Source organism: Maribacter sp. TH_r10, from assembly GCF_033101095.1.
GTDB classification, from domain to species: Bacteria; Bacteroidota; Bacteroidia; order Flavobacteriales; family Flavobacteriaceae; genus Maribacter_A; species Maribacter_A luteus.
In genome coordinates this window covers 1,262,716-1,281,654 of sequence record NZ_JAWMPY010000001.1, presented here as the reverse complement: position 1 = coordinate 1,281,654, position 18,939 = coordinate 1,262,716, and the positions used below count along the sequence as shown (strand labels likewise).

At 39.4% G+C, this 18,939-nt stretch carries 20 protein-coding genes; 11 read left to right on the top strand and 9 right to left on the bottom strand.

Annotation, left to right across the window (positions count from 1 at the left end; genetic code table 11):
• Positions 1-282: 282 nt before the first annotated feature.
• Positions 283-720 (top strand): hypothetical protein, encoded by a 438-nt coding sequence (locus tag R3X28_RS05285; protein WP_317662985.1) that lies wholly within the window; start codon positions 283-285, stop codon positions 718-720.
• Between the two features lie 45 nt (positions 721-765).
• Here the strand turns inward: R3X28_RS05285 and hemL are convergent, their stop codons facing one another.
• The 4 genes from hemL to R3X28_RS05265 are packed head-to-tail and all read right to left on the bottom strand — an operon-like array spanning position 766 to position 4,074.
• Positions 766-2,055 carry a glutamate-1-semialdehyde 2,1-aminomutase gene (hemL, locus tag R3X28_RS05280; protein ID WP_317662984.1) on the bottom strand — a complete coding sequence of 430 codons (1,290 nt, stop codon included), beginning with the start codon at positions 2,053-2,055 and terminating at the stop codon, positions 766-768.
• Between the two features lie 2 nt (positions 2,056-2,057).
• Positions 2,058-2,900 carry a glucosaminidase domain-containing protein gene (locus R3X28_RS05275; RefSeq protein WP_154362548.1) on the bottom strand — a complete coding sequence of 281 codons (843 nt, stop codon included), beginning with the start codon at positions 2,898-2,900 and terminating at the stop codon, positions 2,058-2,060.
• Complete coding sequence (locus tag R3X28_RS05270) at positions 2,897-3,802, bottom strand: 1-aminocyclopropane-1-carboxylate deaminase/D-cysteine desulfhydrase (RefSeq protein ID WP_317662981.1); 906 nt, start codon at positions 3,800-3,802, stop codon at positions 2,897-2,899. Before R3X28_RS05270 ends, R3X28_RS05275 begins: the two co-directional genes overlap by 4 nt.
• Before the next feature lie 11 nt (positions 3,803-3,813).
• Positions 3,814-4,074, bottom strand: coding sequence for a hypothetical protein (locus tag R3X28_RS05265; protein WP_317662979.1), 261 nt, complete (start codon positions 4,072-4,074; stop codon positions 3,814-3,816).
• Positions 4,075-4,350: 276 nt separating this feature from the next.
• On the opposite strand from R3X28_RS05265, the gene R3X28_RS05260 reads away from it, so the two are divergent.
• The 4 genes from R3X28_RS05260 (at position 4,351) to R3X28_RS05245 (ending at position 8,303) form a co-directional block, all read left to right on the top strand.
• Entirely contained in the window at positions 4,351-4,509 is a 159-nt protein-coding gene (locus tag R3X28_RS05260) for a DUF5522 domain-containing protein (RefSeq protein WP_282053344.1), read from the top strand.
• Positions 4,510-4,582: 73 nt separating this feature from the next.
• Positions 4,583-5,146: a DUF4136 domain-containing protein gene (locus tag R3X28_RS05255; RefSeq protein WP_154362552.1), complete on the top strand. Its 564-nt coding sequence runs from the start codon at positions 4,583-4,585 to the stop codon at positions 5,144-5,146.
• A gap of 105 nt (positions 5,147-5,251) precedes the next feature.
• Entirely contained in the window at positions 5,252-7,015 is a 1,764-nt protein-coding gene (locus R3X28_RS05250) for an aromatic amino acid hydroxylase (protein ID WP_317662975.1), read from the top strand.
• A gap of 31 nt (positions 7,016-7,046) precedes the next feature.
• Positions 7,047-8,303 (top strand): acetylxylan esterase, encoded by a 1,257-nt coding sequence (locus R3X28_RS05245; RefSeq protein WP_317662973.1) that lies wholly within the window; start codon positions 7,047-7,049, stop codon positions 8,301-8,303.
• A gap of 13 nt (positions 8,304-8,316) precedes the next feature.
• Here R3X28_RS05245 and R3X28_RS05240 read toward each other — a convergent pair whose 3' ends face one another.
• From R3X28_RS05240 to alaS, 3 genes are read right to left on the bottom strand one after another with little or no spacing between them, the layout of a single operon-like run.
• Positions 8,317-8,943, bottom strand: a complete 627-nt coding sequence (locus R3X28_RS05240; RefSeq protein WP_317662971.1) for a DUF4230 domain-containing protein — start codon at positions 8,941-8,943, stop codon at positions 8,317-8,319.
• 37 nt (positions 8,944-8,980) lie between these two features.
• Positions 8,981-9,943: a GSCFA domain-containing protein gene (locus R3X28_RS05235; protein WP_317662969.1), complete on the bottom strand. Its 963-nt coding sequence runs from the start codon at positions 9,941-9,943 to the stop codon at positions 8,981-8,983.
• 4 nt (positions 9,944-9,947) lie between these two features.
• Entirely contained in the window at positions 9,948-12,563 is a 2,616-nt protein-coding gene (alaS, locus tag R3X28_RS05230; protein ID WP_317662967.1) for an alanine--tRNA ligase, read from the bottom strand.
• 104 nt (positions 12,564-12,667) lie between these two features.
• Between alaS and R3X28_RS05225 the strand changes: the two genes are divergently transcribed.
• From R3X28_RS05225 to R3X28_RS05200, 6 genes are all read left to right on the top strand, one after another.
• On the top strand, positions 12,668-13,645 hold the full coding sequence (locus tag R3X28_RS05225) for a M23 family metallopeptidase (RefSeq protein WP_154362564.1): 978 nt from the start codon (positions 12,668-12,670) through the stop codon (positions 13,643-13,645).
• Positions 13,645-13,974, top strand: coding sequence for a MerR family transcriptional regulator (locus R3X28_RS05220; protein WP_154362566.1), 330 nt, complete (start codon positions 13,645-13,647; stop codon positions 13,972-13,974). The genes R3X28_RS05225 and R3X28_RS05220 overlap by 1 nt, the downstream gene beginning before the upstream one ends.
• 22 nt (positions 13,975-13,996) lie before the next feature.
• Entirely contained in the window at positions 13,997-14,596 is a 600-nt protein-coding gene (locus tag R3X28_RS05215; protein WP_282053350.1) for a LemA family protein, read from the top strand.
• An 8-nt stretch (positions 14,597-14,604) separates the two neighbouring features.
• The gene (locus tag R3X28_RS05210) at positions 14,605-15,042 is read left to right on the top strand and encodes a TPM domain-containing protein (protein ID WP_154362569.1); all 438 of its coding nucleotides are present in this window, start codon (positions 14,605-14,607) and stop codon (positions 15,040-15,042) included.
• Positions 15,023-15,817: a TPM domain-containing protein gene (locus R3X28_RS05205; protein WP_317662962.1), complete on the top strand. Its 795-nt coding sequence runs from the start codon at positions 15,023-15,025 to the stop codon at positions 15,815-15,817. Before R3X28_RS05210 ends, R3X28_RS05205 begins: the two co-directional genes overlap by 20 nt.
• A gap of 76 nt (positions 15,818-15,893) precedes the next feature.
• Entirely contained in the window at positions 15,894-16,358 is a 465-nt protein-coding gene (locus tag R3X28_RS05200; protein WP_317662960.1) for a hypothetical protein, read from the top strand.
• An 11-nt stretch (positions 16,359-16,369) separates the two neighbouring features.
• Here the strand turns inward: R3X28_RS05200 and der are convergent, their stop codons facing one another.
• Positions 16,370-17,674 carry a ribosome biogenesis GTPase Der gene (gene der / locus R3X28_RS05195; RefSeq protein WP_154362575.1) on the bottom strand — a complete coding sequence of 435 codons (1,305 nt, stop codon included), beginning with the start codon at positions 17,672-17,674 and terminating at the stop codon, positions 16,370-16,372.
• A gap of 271 nt (positions 17,675-17,945) precedes the next feature.
• Positions 17,946-18,821, bottom strand: coding sequence for a DapH/DapD/GlmU-related protein (locus tag R3X28_RS05190; RefSeq protein ID WP_317662958.1), 876 nt, complete (start codon positions 18,819-18,821; stop codon positions 17,946-17,948).
• Between the last annotated feature and the right edge of the window lie 118 nt (positions 18,822-18,939).

Sequence of the window (18,939 nt, the reverse complement as noted above, 5' to 3'; positions counted from 1 at the left end):
CCCCCACATATTATGACCTATTTTATAGCCTTAGGAACCTACATGCTTTTAATGGTTCTTTTCAAAGTATATTTTCATTACAACCACTAAGAGATTAGTGGTAAAATTAAATCGGTCCATTTTACCCGATTTAAATTAAAGATTATAATATAGGGCAAGGAGAAATCTTCTTGCCCTTTTCTTTTGCCTAAAATTGTTAAACCATTCACAAATTGAGTTGCTGGGTTAAACCTTAATGAACTTAACAGGTCTTACTATTAAAATTCATTAAAAACAAAACACATGAAAAAAGTAATAGTATTGATTGCCTTGATAGTAGGTACAACCGCTATGGCACAACAAAGAAAAGACGGAAAGAGAAATTCAATGAAGGATATGACCGCTGAACAAATTGCGACCCTTCAGACCAAAAAAATGACATTGGATTTAGACTTGACCGATGCCCAACAAACCCAAATCCTTGCTTTAAACTTGGAAAATGCGAAAAAACGTAAGGCCAAGATGGATGAGCGCAAGGCTATGAGAGACTCTGGGGAACGTCCTAAAATGACTTCAGAAGAGAAATATGCGATGCAAGCAGAACGTTTGGATGCCGCTATTGCACATAAAGCTGCACTTAAGAAAATCCTGAACGACGATCAATATGCCAAATGGGAAAAGACCCGAAAAAAAAGAGGTGACCGTGACCAGATGAAGGAAAAACGATCAAAAAGAAAATAATACGATCAGGTAGAAATATAAAAGGCGCTTTAAAAGCGCCTTTTTTTATTTTAATTCATCTACGATATTCTCAAGAGCCTTTATGGTAAAATCCAAATCGTTATACGAAAGGGCATCGTTAAGGAAATAACTTTCAAAAGCACTTGGTGGCAAATATACTCCTTCACGTAACATACCGTGAAAATACTTTTTGAATGTTTCGTTGTTCCCCTTGGCCGAAGAGGTAAAGTCAACAACAGGTTCATCGGTAAAATGTACCGACATCATACTACCAAATCTATTGATTTGATGTGGAATCCCGTTTTTAACCAAAACATCTTCTATTCCTTTATGTAGGTATGCGGTTTTATCGGCCAAACTCTTGAACACTTCCGGCTTGGCATCCAATTCTGTCAACATAGCCAATCCTGCACTCATCGCTAAAGGATTACCGCTTAAAGTCCCTGCTTGGTATACAGGACCGTCAGGAGCTAAGTGATCCATTATTTCTTTCTTCGCAGCAAAAGCCCCAACGGGCAAACCACCACCGATAACCTTTCCAAAGGTCACAATATCCGCTTCGATTCCCAAAGCTTCTTGTGCACCTCCTTTTCCAAGACGAAATCCGGTCATTACCTCATCAAAAATAAGTAAGACCCCTTCTTGTGTACAAAGTTCCCGTAAGCCTTTTATAAAATCTTCTGAAGGAATTATGCATCCCATATTCCCTGCAATAGGTTCTATGATCACTGCTGCTATATCCCCTTTATTGGCATTGGTCAGTTCTCTTACACTTTGTAAATCGTTATAGTTGGCCAATAGGGTATCCTTAGCCGTACCTTGGGTAACTCCAGGACTATTTGGACTACCGAATGTTACTGCCCCACTACCTGCTTGTATCAAGAAAGAATCGGAATGTCCATGATAACAGCCGGCGAATTTGATGATCTTATCTTTACCGGTATAACCGCGGGCCAACCGCACTGCACTCATACAAGCCTCCGTACCACTATTTACAAAACGGATTTTATCTATATCCGGAACCATGGACACGGCCAATTTGGCCAATGCCGTTTCGACTTCTGTCGGCATGCCGAATGAGGTTCCTTTCCTTGCTTTTTCAATTACCGCCTCTATTACAGGTTCATAGGCATGGCCTAAAATCAAAGGGCCCCATGATGCTATATAATCTATAAGCTTATTGCCGTCCTCATCATATAAATAAGCGCCTTTGGCACTCTTTACGAAAACGGGATCGCCACCAACGGCAATAAACGCCCTAACCGGTGAATTAACACCTCCGGGAATGTACTTCTTGGCCTCTGCGAACAAGGCACTACTTCTTTGATAAATCATTATTATTTTTTGCTCAATTCGGTTTTGACAGTGATTTTCTGCCCTATCGCCAAATTATTGGAATTCATATTGTTAATTCTTTTAATCTCATCTACAGAGATAAAATATCTTCTTGAAAGGGAATATAAGGTATCACCCTTTTGCACAACGTGAACACTGTTCTCATAAATTTTGGGTTCTGAATTGGCAATTGCATCATTCAATTGAACTCCCTTATCGAATTTATAGAGCTTGTGTTTTTCAATTAAGTAAATCAATTTTTGAGGATATCTATGATCCGTCGCGTAACCTGCCTGGCGAAGTCCTTTCGCCCATCGTTTATAGTCCGTACTACTATAATTGAACAAGAATGAATATCGGGCCCTTTTTGACAAAAACTCACTATGATCCCTATAAGAATACATGGGGTGGTTATATTTTCGGAAACATTCCCCTTTTTCATCATCATCATGAAAATCATAATCACCTTGCCAACCTTTATGGCATTTTATTCCAAAATGGTTGTTTGTCCTTACTGCCAAATCCCCTTTTCCAAATCCACTTTCTAGTAGACCTTGGGCCAAGGTAATACTTGCCGGTATACCATAAGCTTTCATTTCGTATTGTGCTATTTCGGAAAACGTATCTATATATTCTTCAACGGAACCAATAGAAAATCTTTGAAATTTACCGGTATCCGCAGGAAGGGGGTAAAGCCCTGTAGATTCATAATCCATCTGGGTGTTTTTATTACCTCCCAATGTACTTTCCTGTTTGGAACTATCGGAAGAAACAGTTCGTTTCTTTGCTTTACAGCCAAGAAGTAAAATTCCTAAAATCGATATGAAAACCAGTCTTTTTATCATAGATCTATCAATGGTAAGTTTTTCTTTTTCAAGGTAACATTCATCCCTTTAATTCCTTGCAACCCTCCTGTATGAATGGCCAATATTCTAGTTCCCGGCAAAAAACGATCGTTTTTGACCATATCCATCAGGCCATACATCATTTTTCCCGTATATACCGGATCCAAAGGAATTTGGGTACAACGCTTAAATTCATTTATGAAATTTATATACTCAGAGGTTACTTTGGCATAACCACCAAAATGGTACGTCGTTTGTAATTCCCAATTTTCTTTTGCGGTAAATTTACGAATACTTTCTTTTAAAAAATCCCCTTTTAACGCTGGAAACCCCAATACCTTTTGATGATTGCCCGTGGCATTGATCATACCCGCTATGGTCCCGCCCGTGCCTACACAGCCACAAATAATATCGAAAACCGCATCGTCCTCGGTCAAAATCTCTTCACAACCCTTAACCGCCAAATCATTTGAACCTCCTTCAGGCAAAAGATAAAATCTTCCGAATTCCGATTTCAAATGCCCAAGGAACTCTTCACTGTTTTTCTCCCTATATAAATTACGGGAAACGAATTGTAACTGCATTCCCATATCTGCGGCTGTTGCCAACGTAGGATTTTCCTTCCATTTATAGGCCAATTCCTCTCCGCGTATTATACCTATGCTCCGTAACCCACTTTCCTGTGCAGCACAAGCCGCTGCCGCAATATGATTGGAAAAAGCACCTCCGAAGGTCAAAAGGGTGTCATGATTATCCTGTAAGGCCTTTTGCACGTTGTATTTTAGCTTTCGGTATTTATTCCCTGAAACAAAAGGGTGTATCTTATCTTCCCTTTTAATGGAAAGAGTCACCTTTTTTTCTTCTAATATTGGAAGGTTTATTTTTTGATTTTCAGTTTGCACTTATCATGTTTTCAGCGCCAAAGATATCTAATAAAGCTGAATTTGGAACGATTTGCAATGTAATCAAGATTCTTTTCGTTGCGATAGGCCTCTCTTTCAAAGCTTAGGTTTTGGTATGCTTTATAACTATCAAAATAACACAAAGACCTTATGGCCCACTCGGTTACATACAACATATAAAAAGGAACGATCAATAATTCCTTTTGCTGTTCAAGGTGTATTTTCTCATGGTTGATAAGATAGCTATCCTTCTTTAGGTCTTCATTTTTCAAGATTATGAAAGGCCAAAGAGATAGGCCCACGTAATTTTTGTAAAAAAAATGTTTAAAGACTAAAATCATAACTCAGATAAATAACGCCCTCATTCAAAGATAATTGTTAAAATTCGACCAATTGCAATCATCGGGGAATCGTTACCAACAAATTGGTTAAGCACAACAATACCTTCAAGATTCCGATAAAAAATGGATCATCACAATAAATCAAAAGGCTTTTCAATAGAAAACCTTTAATTTTACAGATTCAAGACAAATACCATTCCGATCCCGATGAAAAAAATATTAAAGCCAGAAGAAGGCGATTACTATCTCTCCGAATCTGGCTACAGGGTCTTTACTGAACAGTACCACCTTAAGCGCGGTTATTGCTGTGAGAGTGGTTGCAGACACTGCCCATACGGGTACGACGCGAAAACAAATTCTCAATGATTTCCAGCCCTTTCGGCACGATTTTTGAGCTTTTTCATATAGTGATACTGCATTAATTCCTAAAAAATAAGTTATGAAAACAATGAAAATTCTCGCGTTACCGATTATGGCCCTACTTTTTTTAAGTTCCTGTGTTTCCGTTCGTGTTCTATCGGATTATGATAGGGAAGCGGATTTTAATGGGTACAAATCCTATGCCTTCTACAAAACGGGTATTGACAAGGCCCATATTTCGGACTTGGATAAAAAGAGGATATTAAAAGCCATAGATGCCGAATTAAGTTCTCGAGGTATGGTTAAATCTGAAAACCCCGATGTTTTGGTCAGTATTTTCACCAAAGAACAAGAACAGGTTGATGTATACAACAACTACTGGGGCGGTGGTTGGGGATGGAGTCCTTATTACTGGGGCGGTTTTGGTCCTGGATGGGGATGGAACAGTCCTGCTGTAAGCACTCGTACGCAAGGCTCCCTCTATATTGATTTGATTGATGCCCAAAACAAGGAATTGGTTTGGCAAGGCAAAGGGGTCGGCTCCTTGAACAATACGAGGGACATTGAAAAGAAAGAAGCTCGAATCAAGGAATTCGTGTATGAAATATTACAACAATATCCTCCGGGAAATACTTCAAAATAACGATTCAAAACCGCCGTTTTAAAAGGCGGTTTTTGTGTGCCTTACCCTAAATTTCCCATAAAATACTGTTTTCGTAACTTTAAGTCGAACATAAACCCAAGAAAGGTGTCATACGAAAGCAATCCCATACTGGATAAACTGCCAAAGCATTTACGGCAATACATAAAACCTCAGGATTATGGCGATTATTCGGCAATAGATCAGGCCGTGTGGCGCTACGTAATGCGAAAAAATGTAGATTACCTTGGCCATGTTGCCCATGAATCTTATTTAGAAGGATTGAAAAAAACAGGGATTTCGATAGAACAGATTCCCAATATGTACGGCATGAACCGAATCCTTAAAGATATCGGATGGGCAGCTGTTGCGGTAGATGGTTTTATTCCCCCTTCTGCCTTTATGGAGTTTCAAGCCTATAATGTCTTGGTCATTGCCTCGGACATACGTCAACTGGAACATATAGAATATACCCCTGCTCCGGATATTATCCACGAAGGTGCAGGCCACGCCCCTATTATCGCCAATCCGGAATATGCCGAGTATCTGAGACGCTTTGGAGAAATAGGAAGTAAAGCCATATCAAGCGCCAAAGACTTTGAGTTGTATGAGGCCGTACGACATTTGTCCATTATCAAGGAAGCAATCGGAACTCCTGAAAGTGAAATAAAAAAAGCAGAAGACCATATTGCAGAGCTTCAACGAAACATGGGCGAACCCAGTGAAATGGCCCTCATTCGAAATTTACATTGGTGGACAGTTGAATATGGCCTGATCGGCACTCCGGAGAACCCGAAAATATATGGTGCAGGCCTTTTATCTTCTATTGGGGAAAGTGCTTGGTGCATGACCAACAAAGTGGACAAAATACCATATTCACTAAAGGCCGCCCACACTTCATTTGATATTACCAAACCGCAACCTCAATTGTTCGTTACCCCCGATTTTGCATTTCTTAGCCAAGTATTGGAAGAATTTGCCAGCACAATGGCCTTGCGGCAAGGAGGACTGAAGGGCATTGACAAACTGATCAATTCGAAAGAATTGGGAACTATAGAACTTAGTACAGGATTGCAGATTTCAGGAAACTTCGAAAAAGTCATATCATATGATGGCAAACCTGTTTTCTTTAAAACCAACGGACCCACTGCTTTGGCATATCGCGAAAAGGAATTAATAGGACATGGAATCGAAAAGCATCCATCAGGTTTCGGTAGTCCGCTTGGAAAACTAAAAGGCATTAACCTGGCCATTGAAGATATGAGCCCTCGAGATCTTAAGGCCTATAATATTTATGAAGGGGAAAGGGTCTCCATAGAGTTTGAAGGGGAAGTCAATGTCACAGGCCTCATCATAACAGGAACCAGAAATCTGGGGGGACAAATCATTTTAGTTACATTAAAAGATTGCACCGTAACTTGCCAAGGCAAGGTTCTTTTCCAATCCCATGAAGACCTTTATCACATGGCCATAGGGGAACGAATTGTTTCTGCCTTTAATGGCCCGGCAGATTTGAACAGTTTCAATTTACTTTCCCATGATATACAAACCACAACGGTAAAACCTAAGAAAAACGAACAAAGAATTAAATTGGAGCAACTTTACCAACAAGTCCGTGATTTTAGGGAAGAAAAAAATACGACAATCTCACGGAACAAGGTCTTTACTAAAATTAAGGCCAACCACCCTGAAGATTGGCTGTTGTCCGTTGAACTTTATGAACTTGCCAAATCCAACAACGATTTCATATTTGCAGAAGATATACGTGACCATTTGGAAAATGTAAAACTAGACAACCCGACAGTAGGTCATTTGATCGATGACGGGGTTGCATTGGTCAATGAAAATTTCCATACACATCGCGCCAAATGAAAATGAATCACCAACCTTACCGTCCAAGACTATGAGAATCTATACCTTAATCGCTATTTTATTTTTTAGCTCCCTAGGCCTTGCACAATCGCAGGCCAATTATGATGAATCAAAAGTTCCCAAATTTACACTTCCGGATGTATTGACTTCCTTTAGTGGCAATCCCATCACCAATCAAACCGAATGGGAAGAAAACAGGCGCCGTGAGATTTTGCAATTCTTTGAAAAGCAAGTTTATGGAAAGGTTCCCGATCGGTTGGATGAGTATGGCTTTAAACTTTTGGAAGAAAGCAATGACGCCTATGGCGGAAAAGCCAGGCGCAAACAGATTGCCATTACCTTAAAGAAGAACAAAAAAACCATTACCTATTACATGCTTATTTATCTTCCAAAAGGAAATCCAACAGCACCCGTTTTCCTTGGTTATAATTTTTACGGCAACCATACGGTGACCGCTGACCCAAATGTTGCTATCACCAAAGCTTGGGTAAAGAACAATGAAGCTTTTGGCATAACGGACAACAAAGCGTCGGAGAGCAGTAGAGGGATACGAACACATCGATGGGCCATAGAAAAAATGCTCGACAATGGGTTTGGCCTTGCTACGATTTACTATGGCGAAATAGACCCAGATAAAAACGATTTTTCAGATGGTGTACATTCCCTATTTTATAGGGACGGACAAACCAAGCCCAAAACGAATGAGTGGGGCAGTATCTCGGCTTGGGCCTTTGGCTTGAGCAAGGCGATGAACTACCTCGAAAGCGATGTCAATATCTCCAAAGTATTTGTTTTTGGACACTCGCGCTTAGGCAAAGCTGCGCTATGGGCCGGGGCCACAGATAAAAGGTTTGCGGGAGTCATAAGCAATAATTCCGGTTGTGGCGGTGCTGCCTTGAGCAGGCGGCAATTTGGTGAAACTGTAGCACAAATCAACACTTCTTTTCCGCATTGGTTTGCAGATAGCTTTTTAAAATACGACAACAATGAAAGAACGCTTCCTGTCGACCAACATCAATTATTGGCCTTGATAGCACCAAGACCTTTATACATCGCCAGTGCAGAAGAGGATAAATGGGCCGATCCAAAAGGTGAGTTCCTTTCTACCTATTATGCATCTTCTGTTTATGGATTATACGGTAGGAAGGGAATTACATCCAAAGAAATGCCCAAGACCAATGCCCCCATTCAAAACACGGTAGCTTACCACATTCGCACGGGCAATCACGATGTGATGGATTACGATTGGGAAAACTATATAAAGTGGGCCAATACCTTTGTGAAATAGCAAGCTACCCCACCTAATCCGCAGAAATTTCATCCAACATCCGTAAACCTTCCATGTTCTCGATATCCCTATCCCGGTAAACCAAAGTCCAACCCATGGAATTGGTCAATATATAAAATTTTGAAAGCTCACTGATCAATCTATTCCCTGCATTTGATATTAAGGATGAGGCTTCGACCTTTTTCATAAGTGATGCGTTTACGTTACGTTTTATCTTATTATAGTCTGAAGCTTTGAACGGATTCAAATAATCGGCGGTTACATCATAATATTCAAAATCGGGATTTATCTTAATCTCAGGCTCCGGAATACTATTTATTCGTAATGTTCTGATTTCCTCAATAACTTCAAAATCAATTTTAGTTAAATCATAAGTCACCAAAACCTCGGCATTCACGACTACTAAAGCCTTTTTATCGGCCGTGATCAATGCACCGAATAATTCTTGGGAATCTTTATAGTTATAAACTTCCGCAAAATGCCCTTCGGTTACGATCAGTTTGGAAACATTGTTGATCTGCTGTTGTATCAACATAGAGTTTTCCTGTAGAATGGATTTCTCTTTTTTATCTTCCCAACAAGATCTAAATACTAAAATTATTGCCAATGTGATCAAGGCTCCTATTAATATTCTTTTCATTAATGAAATTTATAAAATACGATGATATTTTGACGCATTAGACCGTGAAATCAATAAATGGATGATTTTGCCGTACTTTCTTTATCTTTCGTTCTAACGATTCCACGAATTTACGATGCTGTTCCGATTCAGGATAAAAAGGGCGATGTTGCTGTCCTTTTCGTATCTCTTCAACGGAAGCCATCGTATTCTTTGCATTTTCTGAAATCCAAACCGAACTGAATTTTTCCCAAATATATTCCACTGCCAAATCATTGGGATGTACCATATCGTTCTTATAAAAACGATAGTCCCTGAGTTCGTCCATGACAAGCTCATAACTTTCAAAATAGCTTATTTCGGCTGTAAGTTTGGAATCTTCAAGCACTTCATGCATAGCCGCTATTAAATGAGCCTTACTCCGTTGATTTTCCACAAATCCGTCCTTTAGATGCCTAACCGGTGATATCGTAAACACACATTGTATTTTAGGATTTTCAGATTGTATCAAATCTATTGTCCTCCTTAAACTTTCAGCGATTTCTGTCACCGAAAGTAATTCCTTGGAAAAGCTCTTTTGAGGAATCTTATGGCAATTGGCCACTATTGTATCCGATTCTTTATACCGATATACCCATGCCGTTCCCAAAGTAATCAAAACATGGGTCGCAACTGAAAGTTGTTCCTTGGTTTGGGCCAAGGCGTTATTCAGATTCAATAGCAAATTTTCTTTGGATGGATCACTTAAGTCTGAATGTGCATCAAAACAATGCCATCTTTCATTCTGATGAAAAATATCATCCACCGAATAAACCTCCCCTTTTATAACCTTAGAAATAAGCTTCTCAATAGCTTTAGGGTGAAACAAAATCCCAAAAGGATTCTGCATTGTCCTAAACTTAAAATACTCCAATTTCGCCCCTATATTCTCTACAAAACATGACCCCAGCAACAACAACCGGCTCTGATAATCAATTTGTTTTTTCGCCTTCTTTAAAGATACTTGGGTTTGGAGCTTCATGATTTTAGTTAAGATACTCTTTTGCCTTGGCCAATGCCTCATCTATACCTGCAGGGTTTTTACCGCCTGCTGTAGCAAAGAAGGGTTGTCCGCCGCCACCTCCTTGGATAAATTTACCGAGTTCCCGAACGATCGTGCCCGCATTCAGGTTTTTTTCCGATACCAATTCTTTGGAAATATAGCACGAAAGCAAAGCTTTGCCATTCTGCTCCGTACCGAAGAGTAAAAACAGATTGTTATGGCTATTCCCCATTTCAAAGGAAAGGTCTTTGATCCCGGCAGCATCCAAATCCAATTTTTTGGCCATGAAATTTATTCCATTCACTTCTTCCAATTCGGACAATAAATCACCTTTAAGGTTTTTTGCCTTGTCTTTCAACAAAACTTCAACCTCTTTCTTTAATCTAATATTTTCTGCCTGTAGGGCCTCTACCGCCTTAACAGGATCTTGGGCATTGTTCAGCAGGTCCTTGATTTCAAAAAGGCTGCGATTATTCTGATAATAGAAATCCTTGACGGCATCTAAGGTAATGGCCTCTATCCTACGTATTCCGGCAGCAACAGCTCCTTCTGATTTTATTTTAAAATGCCAAATATCGGCAGTGTTCTTCACATGGGTACCCCCACACAATTCTATAGACTGCCCAAAACGGATCGTGCGAACGGCATCACCGTATTTTTCTCCGAAAAGAGCCATGGCCCCTTCCTTCATGGCATCTTCCATAGGCACATTGCGGTTTTCTTGCAGTGGTAATTGGCCATCTATCCTAGCATTTACGAAATTTTCCACAGCCCTTAGCTCTTCGACCGTTAACTTGGCAAAGTGGGAGAAATCAAAACGCAGGTATTTAGAATGGACCGCGGAACCTTTTTGTTCTACATGTGTACCCAAAATCTCCCGAAGTGCTTGATGCAACAAATGTGTTGCCGTATGGTTGGCGGCCGTACGCTGACGTTGTTTTTTATCGACCACTGCCTTAAACGTTTCAGAAGTGTTCTTAGGCAAGTGCTTCGCAAAATGAACGATTTCATTGTTCTCCTTTTTCGTATCGACAATATAGAACACATCGCCATTGGGTGCCTCCAAATATCCTTTATCACCAACTTGCCCCCCTCCTTCAGGGTAAAAAGGCGTTAAATTAAATACCAATTGATATTGTTCACCTTCTTTCTTAGAGGTAACCTTTCGATATTTCACCAATTTTACTTTGGTCTCTAAAACATCATAACCCACAAATTCCTGTTCGGAGTCGTTCATCAAGATTTCCCAATCGGCCTTGGCCACCTCGGAAGCAGACCTAGACCGATTTTTCTGTTCTTGCATGGCTTCATGAAAACCTTTTTCATCTAACGTATAGCCTTTTTCCTCTAAAATCAATCCCGTTAAATCTATCGGAAAACCATAAGTATCGTATAATTCAAAGGCTTTTCTACCTGAAATCTCTTTGCCGTTGGACTGTTTTACCACATTATCCAATAAAACCAACCCTTGCTCCAAAGTATGTAAAAAAGAATGTTCCTCTTCCTTGACCACATTCTCGATCAATTGACGTTGTTCTTTCAACTCTGGAAACGCATTTCCCATATTCTCTGTTAGTACATTGACCAAACGGTACATAAAAGGCTCCTTTGTATTTAAGAAGGTAAACCCATAACGAATGGCCCTTCTTAGAATCCTACGTATAACATAGCCTGCTCCGGTATTACTGGGCAATTGTCCGTCCGCTATTGAAAAAGCCACAGCGCGAATATGATCGGCGATTACACGAATGGCAATATCGATTTCTTCATTTTTACCATAATCCTTCCCGGTTATGGCTTCGATCTCACGGATGATCGGGGTAAAAACATCGGTATCGTAATTGGACTGTACCCCTTGCAATACCATGCACAAACGTTCAAATCCCATTCCCGTATCTACATGTTTCTCTGGTAAGGGCTCCAAACTTCCGTCCGCCTTACGATTGTATTGCATAAAAACCAAGTTCCAAATCTCTACAACTAACGGGTGATCTTTATTGACCAAAGAAGCCCCTGAAATTTTAGCTTTTTCTTCCGCCGAGCGGATATCTACATGAATTTCCGAACAAGGACCACATGGACCTTGATCTCCCATTTCCCAAAAATTATCCTTTTTATTGCCCATTATAATACGGTCCTTGGGCACAATGGCGCTCCATAAATCATATGCCTCCGTATCCATTCCAAGTTTATCGGCATCATCACTACCCTCAAAGACCGATACATATAAACTGTCTTTATCGATTTTAAGGATATCGGTCAATAATTCCCATGCCCAAGCTATTGCTTCAGTTTTAAAATAATCACCAAAGCTCCAGTTACCCAACATTTCGAACATGGTGTGGTGATAAGTATCTTTACCTACCTCTTCCAAATCATTGTGTTTACCACTTACCCGTAAACATTTCTGTGTATCGGAAACACGTTTGTTCTTGACCACACTATTCCCCAAAAAGAATTCCTTAAACTGGTTCATGCCCGCATTGGTGAACATCAATGTCGGATCATCTTTTATGACCATGGGTGCAGAGGGTACTATCTTATGGTTCTTTTCCTTAAAAAAGTTCAAAAATTGGGTCCTAATATCCTTGGAGTTCATCTAAAATGGTAAGGTTTTAATAATTTTAAGTAATTGTGCGAAACAATTTTTATATTTGTTTGTTTCGAAAAATCGAATGCACAAAAATAGGATAAAATCCATTCATGTCTAAAGTAAAGTATTATTACGATCCGGACACACTTTCATATCGAAAGATAGAGCCAAAAAAAACTAAGCGATTCCGCAATATTGCTTTGTTTATCCTAGGCTCATTTCTTTTTGGGCTACTTTCCTTGGTACTGTTGCTGAATACCAATTTGATAAATACCCCAAGGGAACTTTCCCTACAACGGGAAGTCAAGAACTACGAATTGCAATTTGAGCTTCTAAACAAAAAAATGGAGCAGATTGAAGATGTTCTGGCCAATGTAGAAGATCGCGACAACAACATATATAGGTTGTATTTTGAGGCGAACCCTATTCCTGATGAGCAGCGACGTGCAGGTTTTGGTGGGGTAAACAGGTATAAGGCACTAGAAGGCTTCAATAATTCGGAAATGGTCATTGCCACGACCAAAAGAATGGATATCATCAAAAAACAACTGGCCATACAATCAAAGTCTTTGGACGAGATTACCAAATTGGCCGAGGAGAAAGAAAAATTGTTGGCAGCCATACCGGCGATTCAACCAGTGAACAACGAAGATCTTACCCGAATGGCTTCTGGCTATGGGTGGCGAACCGACCCTTTTACAAAGGCACGTAAAAAACATTGGGGAATGGATTTCACCGCCCCGAAAGGAACTCCCATTTATGCTTCGGGAGATGGTACGGTCACTAGGGCGGACAATAATTCTTCGGGTTACGGGAAGCACATTCGTATTGATCACGGCTATGGCTATTTAAGCCTATATGCACATATGAGTCAATACAACGTAAAGAAAGGGCAGAAAGTAAAACGAGGAGATCTTATTGGATTCGTTGGTAACACCGGACGATCACAAGGACCCCATTTACATTATGAGGTCTGGAAGGACAACGAAAGAATAAATCCTATCAACTTCTATTATGGCAGTTTAACCCCCGAGGAATTCAAGAACATGTTGAAATACGCCAATCAAGAAAACCAATCCTTGGATTAATGCATATAGACTTGCCCGAGAAAAGATATTATGGTATTGGCGAGGTTGCCAAGGCATTCGGTGTAAATACCTCCTTAATACGTTTTTGGGAAAAAGAATTCGATGCTTTAAAGCCTAAAAAGAACGCTAAAGGCAATCGTAAATTCACTCCACAGGATATAAAAAACCTTCAATTGATCTATCATTTGGTGAAAGAAAGGGGATTTACGCTTGAAGGGGCCAAAACACATTTGAAAGAGGAAAAACAAAAAACCTTATCTAGTTTTGAAATCATCCAAAAATTGGAACGGGTAAAAAGTGAGCTTATAAAAATTAAAGATCAACTATAAATAACTATAAACACAAACGAACATGAAAAAATGGTTAATTCCCTTGATTATACTGGCCGTAGTAGCCTTTGGACTGTACCAATGGGGTGTAGGTTTTAACAATACAGCCATAAAACTGAAAGAAACATCGACAAAAACCTGGGCCAATGTAGAAAGTGCCTACCAACGTAGAAATGACCTTATAGACAATTTGGTGAAAACGGTACAAGGAGCAGCGGATTTTGAAAGAGGAACACTAACAGATGTTATCGAAGCTAGGGCTAAAGCTACATCGGTATCTATAGACCCAACCAATATCACCCCTGAGCAATTGGCAAAATTCAATGAGGTGCAAGGAGGATTAAGTGGAGCTTTAAAAAGTCTCTTGGTTACCGTTGAAAGGTATCCCGACTTAAAGGCCAACCAAAACTTTTTGGAATTGCAATCCCAGCTAGAAGGAACTGAAAACCGAATCAATGTTGCTCGGGACCGTTTCAATGCCACGGTTGAACCCTATAACAATCACATAAAGACCTTCCCCAATTCCTTATTGGCAGGGTTATTCAATTTTGAAGAACTATCTTACTTCAAATCAGAAGCGGGGGCAGAACAAGCACCAGACGTGAATTTCGATTTTAAATAGACCTTACCATGTCTAAAGTAGAAGATTTATTAACGGCGGAAGAAGAGCAGGAAATTATCCAGGCCATTGTAGATGCCGAAAAGAAAACTTCTGGGGAAATTCGTGTTCATTTGGAATCCAGAACGAAAATCGATCTACTTGACCGTGCCAAGGAGGTATTCCATTTACTGAAGATGGATAACACCAAGGAAGAAAACGGAGTACTTATTTATGTTGCGGTAAATGACAAAAAGTTTGCCATCTATGGCGACCGTGGCATAAACAATGCTGTTCCTGAGGATTTCTGGAAATCTACAAAGGATATAATTGAGGCCCATTTTAAAAACGGAAGATTCAAAGAAGGGCTTATAGAAGGTATAACAAAAGCAGGAAAGGAGTTGGAAGTACATTTTCCATGGCATCATGGAGATGTAAATGAACTGAGCAATGAAATATCTAAAAACTAGTTTACTTGTATTGTTTTTGTTCTGGGGATTGGGTTCTTACTGCCAATTCCAGATACCCGAAAAACCTAAAAAAGAAACGAGTGTTTACGACTACATAGGTCTTTTAGGTGAAAACCAAAAAAATAACCTAGAACAAAAACTCATACGATATTCAGATAGTACCTCGACCCAAATAGTCGTAGCCATTATCAGTTCTACCGAAGGTGAGGAAATAAAATACTTGGCAACACAATGGGGACATTCCTGGGGAATTGGTCAAAAAGGCAAGGACAACGGTATTTTTATTTTATTAGCTAAAGACGATAGACATATAACCATACAAACAGGTTATGGGGTTGAAGGTTCATTGACAGATGCCATGTCTAGAAGAATCATAGAAAATGTCATTATACCCCAATTTAAACAAAATGATTTTTACGGTGGACTGAACAACGGGGCCGATGCCATTTTTCAGGTTTTGAGTGGAGAATTCAAAGAAGAACGAACCTTAAACGACAACCCGGGCATACCGTTTGATACCTTTTTACCCATCATCATTTTCATAGTGATCATGATCATACTTTCCAGTCGTAACCGAAGAAACGGAGGTGGCAAAGGTGGTGGCAGAAAATCCGGACTCGACCTATGGGATGTTATCATCCTTAGTAATATGGGGCGCGGAGGCAGTTCCAGTGGCGGATTTGGTTCAGGTGGTGGCTTTGGTAGTGGTGGTGGTTTCAGTGGTGGCTTCGGCGGAGGCGGCTTTGGCGGAGGCGGGGCTTCTGGTGGTTGGTAATCAAAACTTTTGTTTTTTCCTTAAGGATGAAAAGCAACCCTTTCCTCATTTGTTTATCTTCTCAATAAAAATACATATGGTTTTAAAGAAGATTTTTATTGGTTTCCTCTTTTTATATTTTATATTTTCTTGTGAGGACGAGAAAACCGATTGTTCCGCAGTTTTATGTTTAGGCACTCCTTCTATAGGTTTTGATATTCTGGCTGATGGCACTACTATTTTTTCCAATGGAGATTATACTTTAGATAATATCACCATTGAGGGAGAAACAGCCTTGGAAACGAATATTTTCCTTGAGTCGGATTTAGATTCTACCCAAAATCCCATTCTTTTTATTCAAAATCCTAATTGGACCGAAAGCGAATATGAATATACCGTGCACTTAGGAAATGAAGAACTATTTCAAATGAAAGCAACCTTCATTGAATCAGAGGCCCAAAACAATTCTTGCTGTGGTAATGTGGCAATAGTACAAAGTCTGGAGATTAACGGAAGTCCACTTGAAAAATCCAACGGATTCTACATTATTTCCCTAGACTAAAGTTGATTTGACTACTTTTTTCTCATAAAGACCTTGATCGGTACTCCAGAGAAATCAAAATTCTCCCTCAGTTTATTCTCCAAATACCTCTTATAAGGCTCACGCACGTATTGCGGTAGATTGCAAAAAAATGCAAATTGCGGATATGGCGTTGGCAATTGGGTACAAAACTTGATTTTCACGAACTTTCCTTTATACGCAGGAGGCGGATAATTTTCAATGATTGGCAGCATAATATCATTGAACTTACGGGTGGGTATTTTTGTATTTCTATTATTATACACCTGCACCGCTGTTTCTATTGCCTTATAAATACGCTGTTTGGTCAGTGCAGAAATAAAAAGAATAGGAACATCTGTAAAAGGTTCAATAGCCTTTTTTATCTTTTCAGTGTACTGTTTCATGGTATTGGTCTCTTTATCCTCTACCAAATCCCATTTATTGACCAATATCACTATACCTTTATTATTTCTATGAGCCAACCAAAAGATATTAGCGACCTGACCGTCAAAACCCCTTGTAGCATCCATGACCAACAGGCAAACATCACTATGCTCAATGGCCCGAACGGAACGCATGACCGAGTAGAACTCAAGATCTTCCTTTACTTTGGATTTTCTACGGATGCCGGCAGTATCGACCAAATTGAATTCAAATCCAAAACGATTGTATTTAGTATCGATACTATCACGTGTAGTACCTGCTATATCGGTAACAATATAACGTTCTTCCCCGATCAACGCATTTATAAATGAAGATTTACCTGCATTGGGCCTACCTACCACAGCAAATCTTGGCAATTCACTTTCTTCCTCCTCAATTTCCGGTAACACCTCAACCAACGCATCCAATAACTCACCTGTGCCACTACCATTGATACTCGATAGCGGATAATATTCCCCTAATCCCAGTCCATAAAATTCTACGGCATCTTCTGCCCTTTTGGCGTTATCAACCTTATTCACGGCTAAAAAAACCGGTTTTTTCACCCTACGTAATAATTTGGCGACATCTTCGTCCATACCGGTGACACCTGTCTCCACATCGACCATAAAGATTAAGGCATCGGCCTCCTCAATAGCCAATTCAACCTGTTTATCTATTTGTTGTTCAAAGATATCATCACTACCTACCACGTAACCACCGGTATCGATCAATGAGAACTCTTTGCCGTTCCAATCGCTCTTACCATAATGTCTGTCACGAGTTACGCCACTTACAGCATCAACAATAGCTTCCCTCCTTTGGATCAAACGATTAAAAAAGGTAGATTTCCCAACATTTGGCCTTCCAACAATAGCGACTATAGCACTCATACAACTTTATTTTGGCGCAAAGGTAATATTAATTAATATGCCAAAAAGTATAACTTAGGCCAAAAGGTATTAGATGTCAGTAGATTGATGAAGAAGCTGATCAACCAAAACTACTTACAATTGATTTTACAACAGGATATGGAATTTTAAATTTTCCAAATATGCGTGGATTTAATTGATTCAAATCAATAAGGCAAATGATTGGTTTCACCTGAATAAAAAGGCATGATTGAAGTGCCACCAAAATATGACGCATTGATATCAGCCTTCATTAGCTACAACACGAAGAATATTCCTGCACTATCTTTCTAACGAACTTAGCTGGATTTCCAACCCACAGTTCTCCGTCAGGTATATTTTTAGAAACAACACTACCTGCCCCTATCATGGCATTTTCACCAATAGTTATTCCCCCTAGGACAGTAGCATTTGCACCAATTGATGCTCCTTTCTTTATTATGGTTTCCTGGAACTTCTTTGGATAACTCTTTGACCTAGGATATTTATCGTTCGTAAAAGTAACATTAGGTCCAATGAAGACATCATCTTCAATCCTCATTCCGTCCCAAAGATAAACTCCACATTTAACCGTAACATTATCCCCTACAACAACATTATTTTCAATAAAGGTATGACTATTAATATTGCAATTTTCTCCAATTCGGGCATTCTTTAGAATTACACTGAATTGCCATACTTTGGTTTTGATACCAATATTACTGGTCTGCACATCGGCCAATCTGTGTATAAAAATCTTATTTTCAAGTGTTTGACCTTTGAATGAATGGAGATAATCATTTTGCACTACCATTCTACCATTACTTACCGACAAATTTCTTTCTGTACTCAATGTTGGCAGATAAGAGGATATAAAATTAAAATCGGGGATAATCTTTAAGACCCTGTCAACGACCATACTTTTCTCCCGATCGTCTTTAATTGCTACTATTCCTCCATAAATATTATGCTTATCAATAAGATAAGGAAGATCTGATTCATTCCCAAGAACAGGGAATCCATTATGCTTTCTACCTTTTTTTTTAAAAGAATCTACATAGCCAATAAATTCGTAATTCTCTTTACCAACTACAGAATCCAAAACTCTACAATGCTCTCCTGATGCTCCAATTATGACAATATTTTTCATTCCAAATGGGGGTTTTGGTATTTCAACGATGATATTAACCACTTAATCGATTACTCAAATATAGAAAAAAAAGGGCATAAGCAGTATCTTTTGGCTTTTTTTGTTAAATTCCAGAATA

Excerpts from the sequence above, each read along its gene's own strand:
- R3X28_RS05285 (WP_317662985.1), top strand. The coding sequence starts at position 283 with ATGAAAAAAGTAATAGTATTGATTGCCTTGATAGTAGGTACAACCGCT.
- hemL (WP_317662984.1), bottom strand. The coding sequence starts at position 2,055 with ATGATTTATCAAAGAAGTAGTGCCTTGTTCGCAGAGGCCAAGAAGTAC.
- R3X28_RS05275 (WP_154362548.1), bottom strand. The coding sequence starts at position 2,900 with ATGATAAAAAGACTGGTTTTCATATCGATTTTAGGAATTTTACTTCTT.
- R3X28_RS05260 (WP_282053344.1), top strand. The coding sequence starts at position 4,351 with ATGAAAAAAATATTAAAGCCAGAAGAAGGCGATTACTATCTCTCCGAA.
- R3X28_RS05255 (WP_154362552.1), top strand. The coding sequence starts at position 4,583 with ATGAAAACAATGAAAATTCTCGCGTTACCGATTATGGCCCTACTTTTT.
- R3X28_RS05245 (WP_317662973.1), top strand. The coding sequence starts at position 7,047 with ATGAGAATCTATACCTTAATCGCTATTTTATTTTTTAGCTCCCTAGGC.
- R3X28_RS05240 (WP_317662971.1), bottom strand. The coding sequence starts at position 8,943 with ATGAAAAGAATATTAATAGGAGCCTTGATCACATTGGCAATAATTTTA.
- R3X28_RS05235 (WP_317662969.1), bottom strand. The coding sequence starts at position 9,943 with ATGAAGCTCCAAACCCAAGTATCTTTAAAGAAGGCGAAAAAACAAATT.
- alaS (WP_317662967.1), bottom strand. The coding sequence starts at position 12,563 with ATGAACTCCAAGGATATTAGGACCCAATTTTTGAACTTTTTTAAGGAA.
- R3X28_RS05225 (WP_154362564.1), top strand. The coding sequence starts at position 12,668 with ATGTCTAAAGTAAAGTATTATTACGATCCGGACACACTTTCATATCGA.
- R3X28_RS05220 (WP_154362566.1), top strand. The coding sequence starts at position 13,645 with ATGCATATAGACTTGCCCGAGAAAAGATATTATGGTATTGGCGAGGTT.
- R3X28_RS05215 (WP_282053350.1), top strand. The coding sequence starts at position 13,997 with ATGAAAAAATGGTTAATTCCCTTGATTATACTGGCCGTAGTAGCCTTT.
- R3X28_RS05210 (WP_154362569.1), top strand. The coding sequence starts at position 14,605 with ATGTCTAAAGTAGAAGATTTATTAACGGCGGAAGAAGAGCAGGAAATT.
- R3X28_RS05205 (WP_317662962.1), top strand. The coding sequence starts at position 15,023 with ATGAAATATCTAAAAACTAGTTTACTTGTATTGTTTTTGTTCTGGGGA.
- R3X28_RS05200 (WP_317662960.1), top strand. The coding sequence starts at position 15,894 with ATGGTTTTAAAGAAGATTTTTATTGGTTTCCTCTTTTTATATTTTATA.
- der (WP_154362575.1), bottom strand. The coding sequence starts at position 17,674 with ATGAGTGCTATAGTCGCTATTGTTGGAAGGCCAAATGTTGGGAAATCT.
- R3X28_RS05190 (WP_317662958.1), bottom strand. The coding sequence starts at position 18,821 with ATGAAAAATATTGTCATAATTGGAGCATCAGGAGAGCATTGTAGAGTT.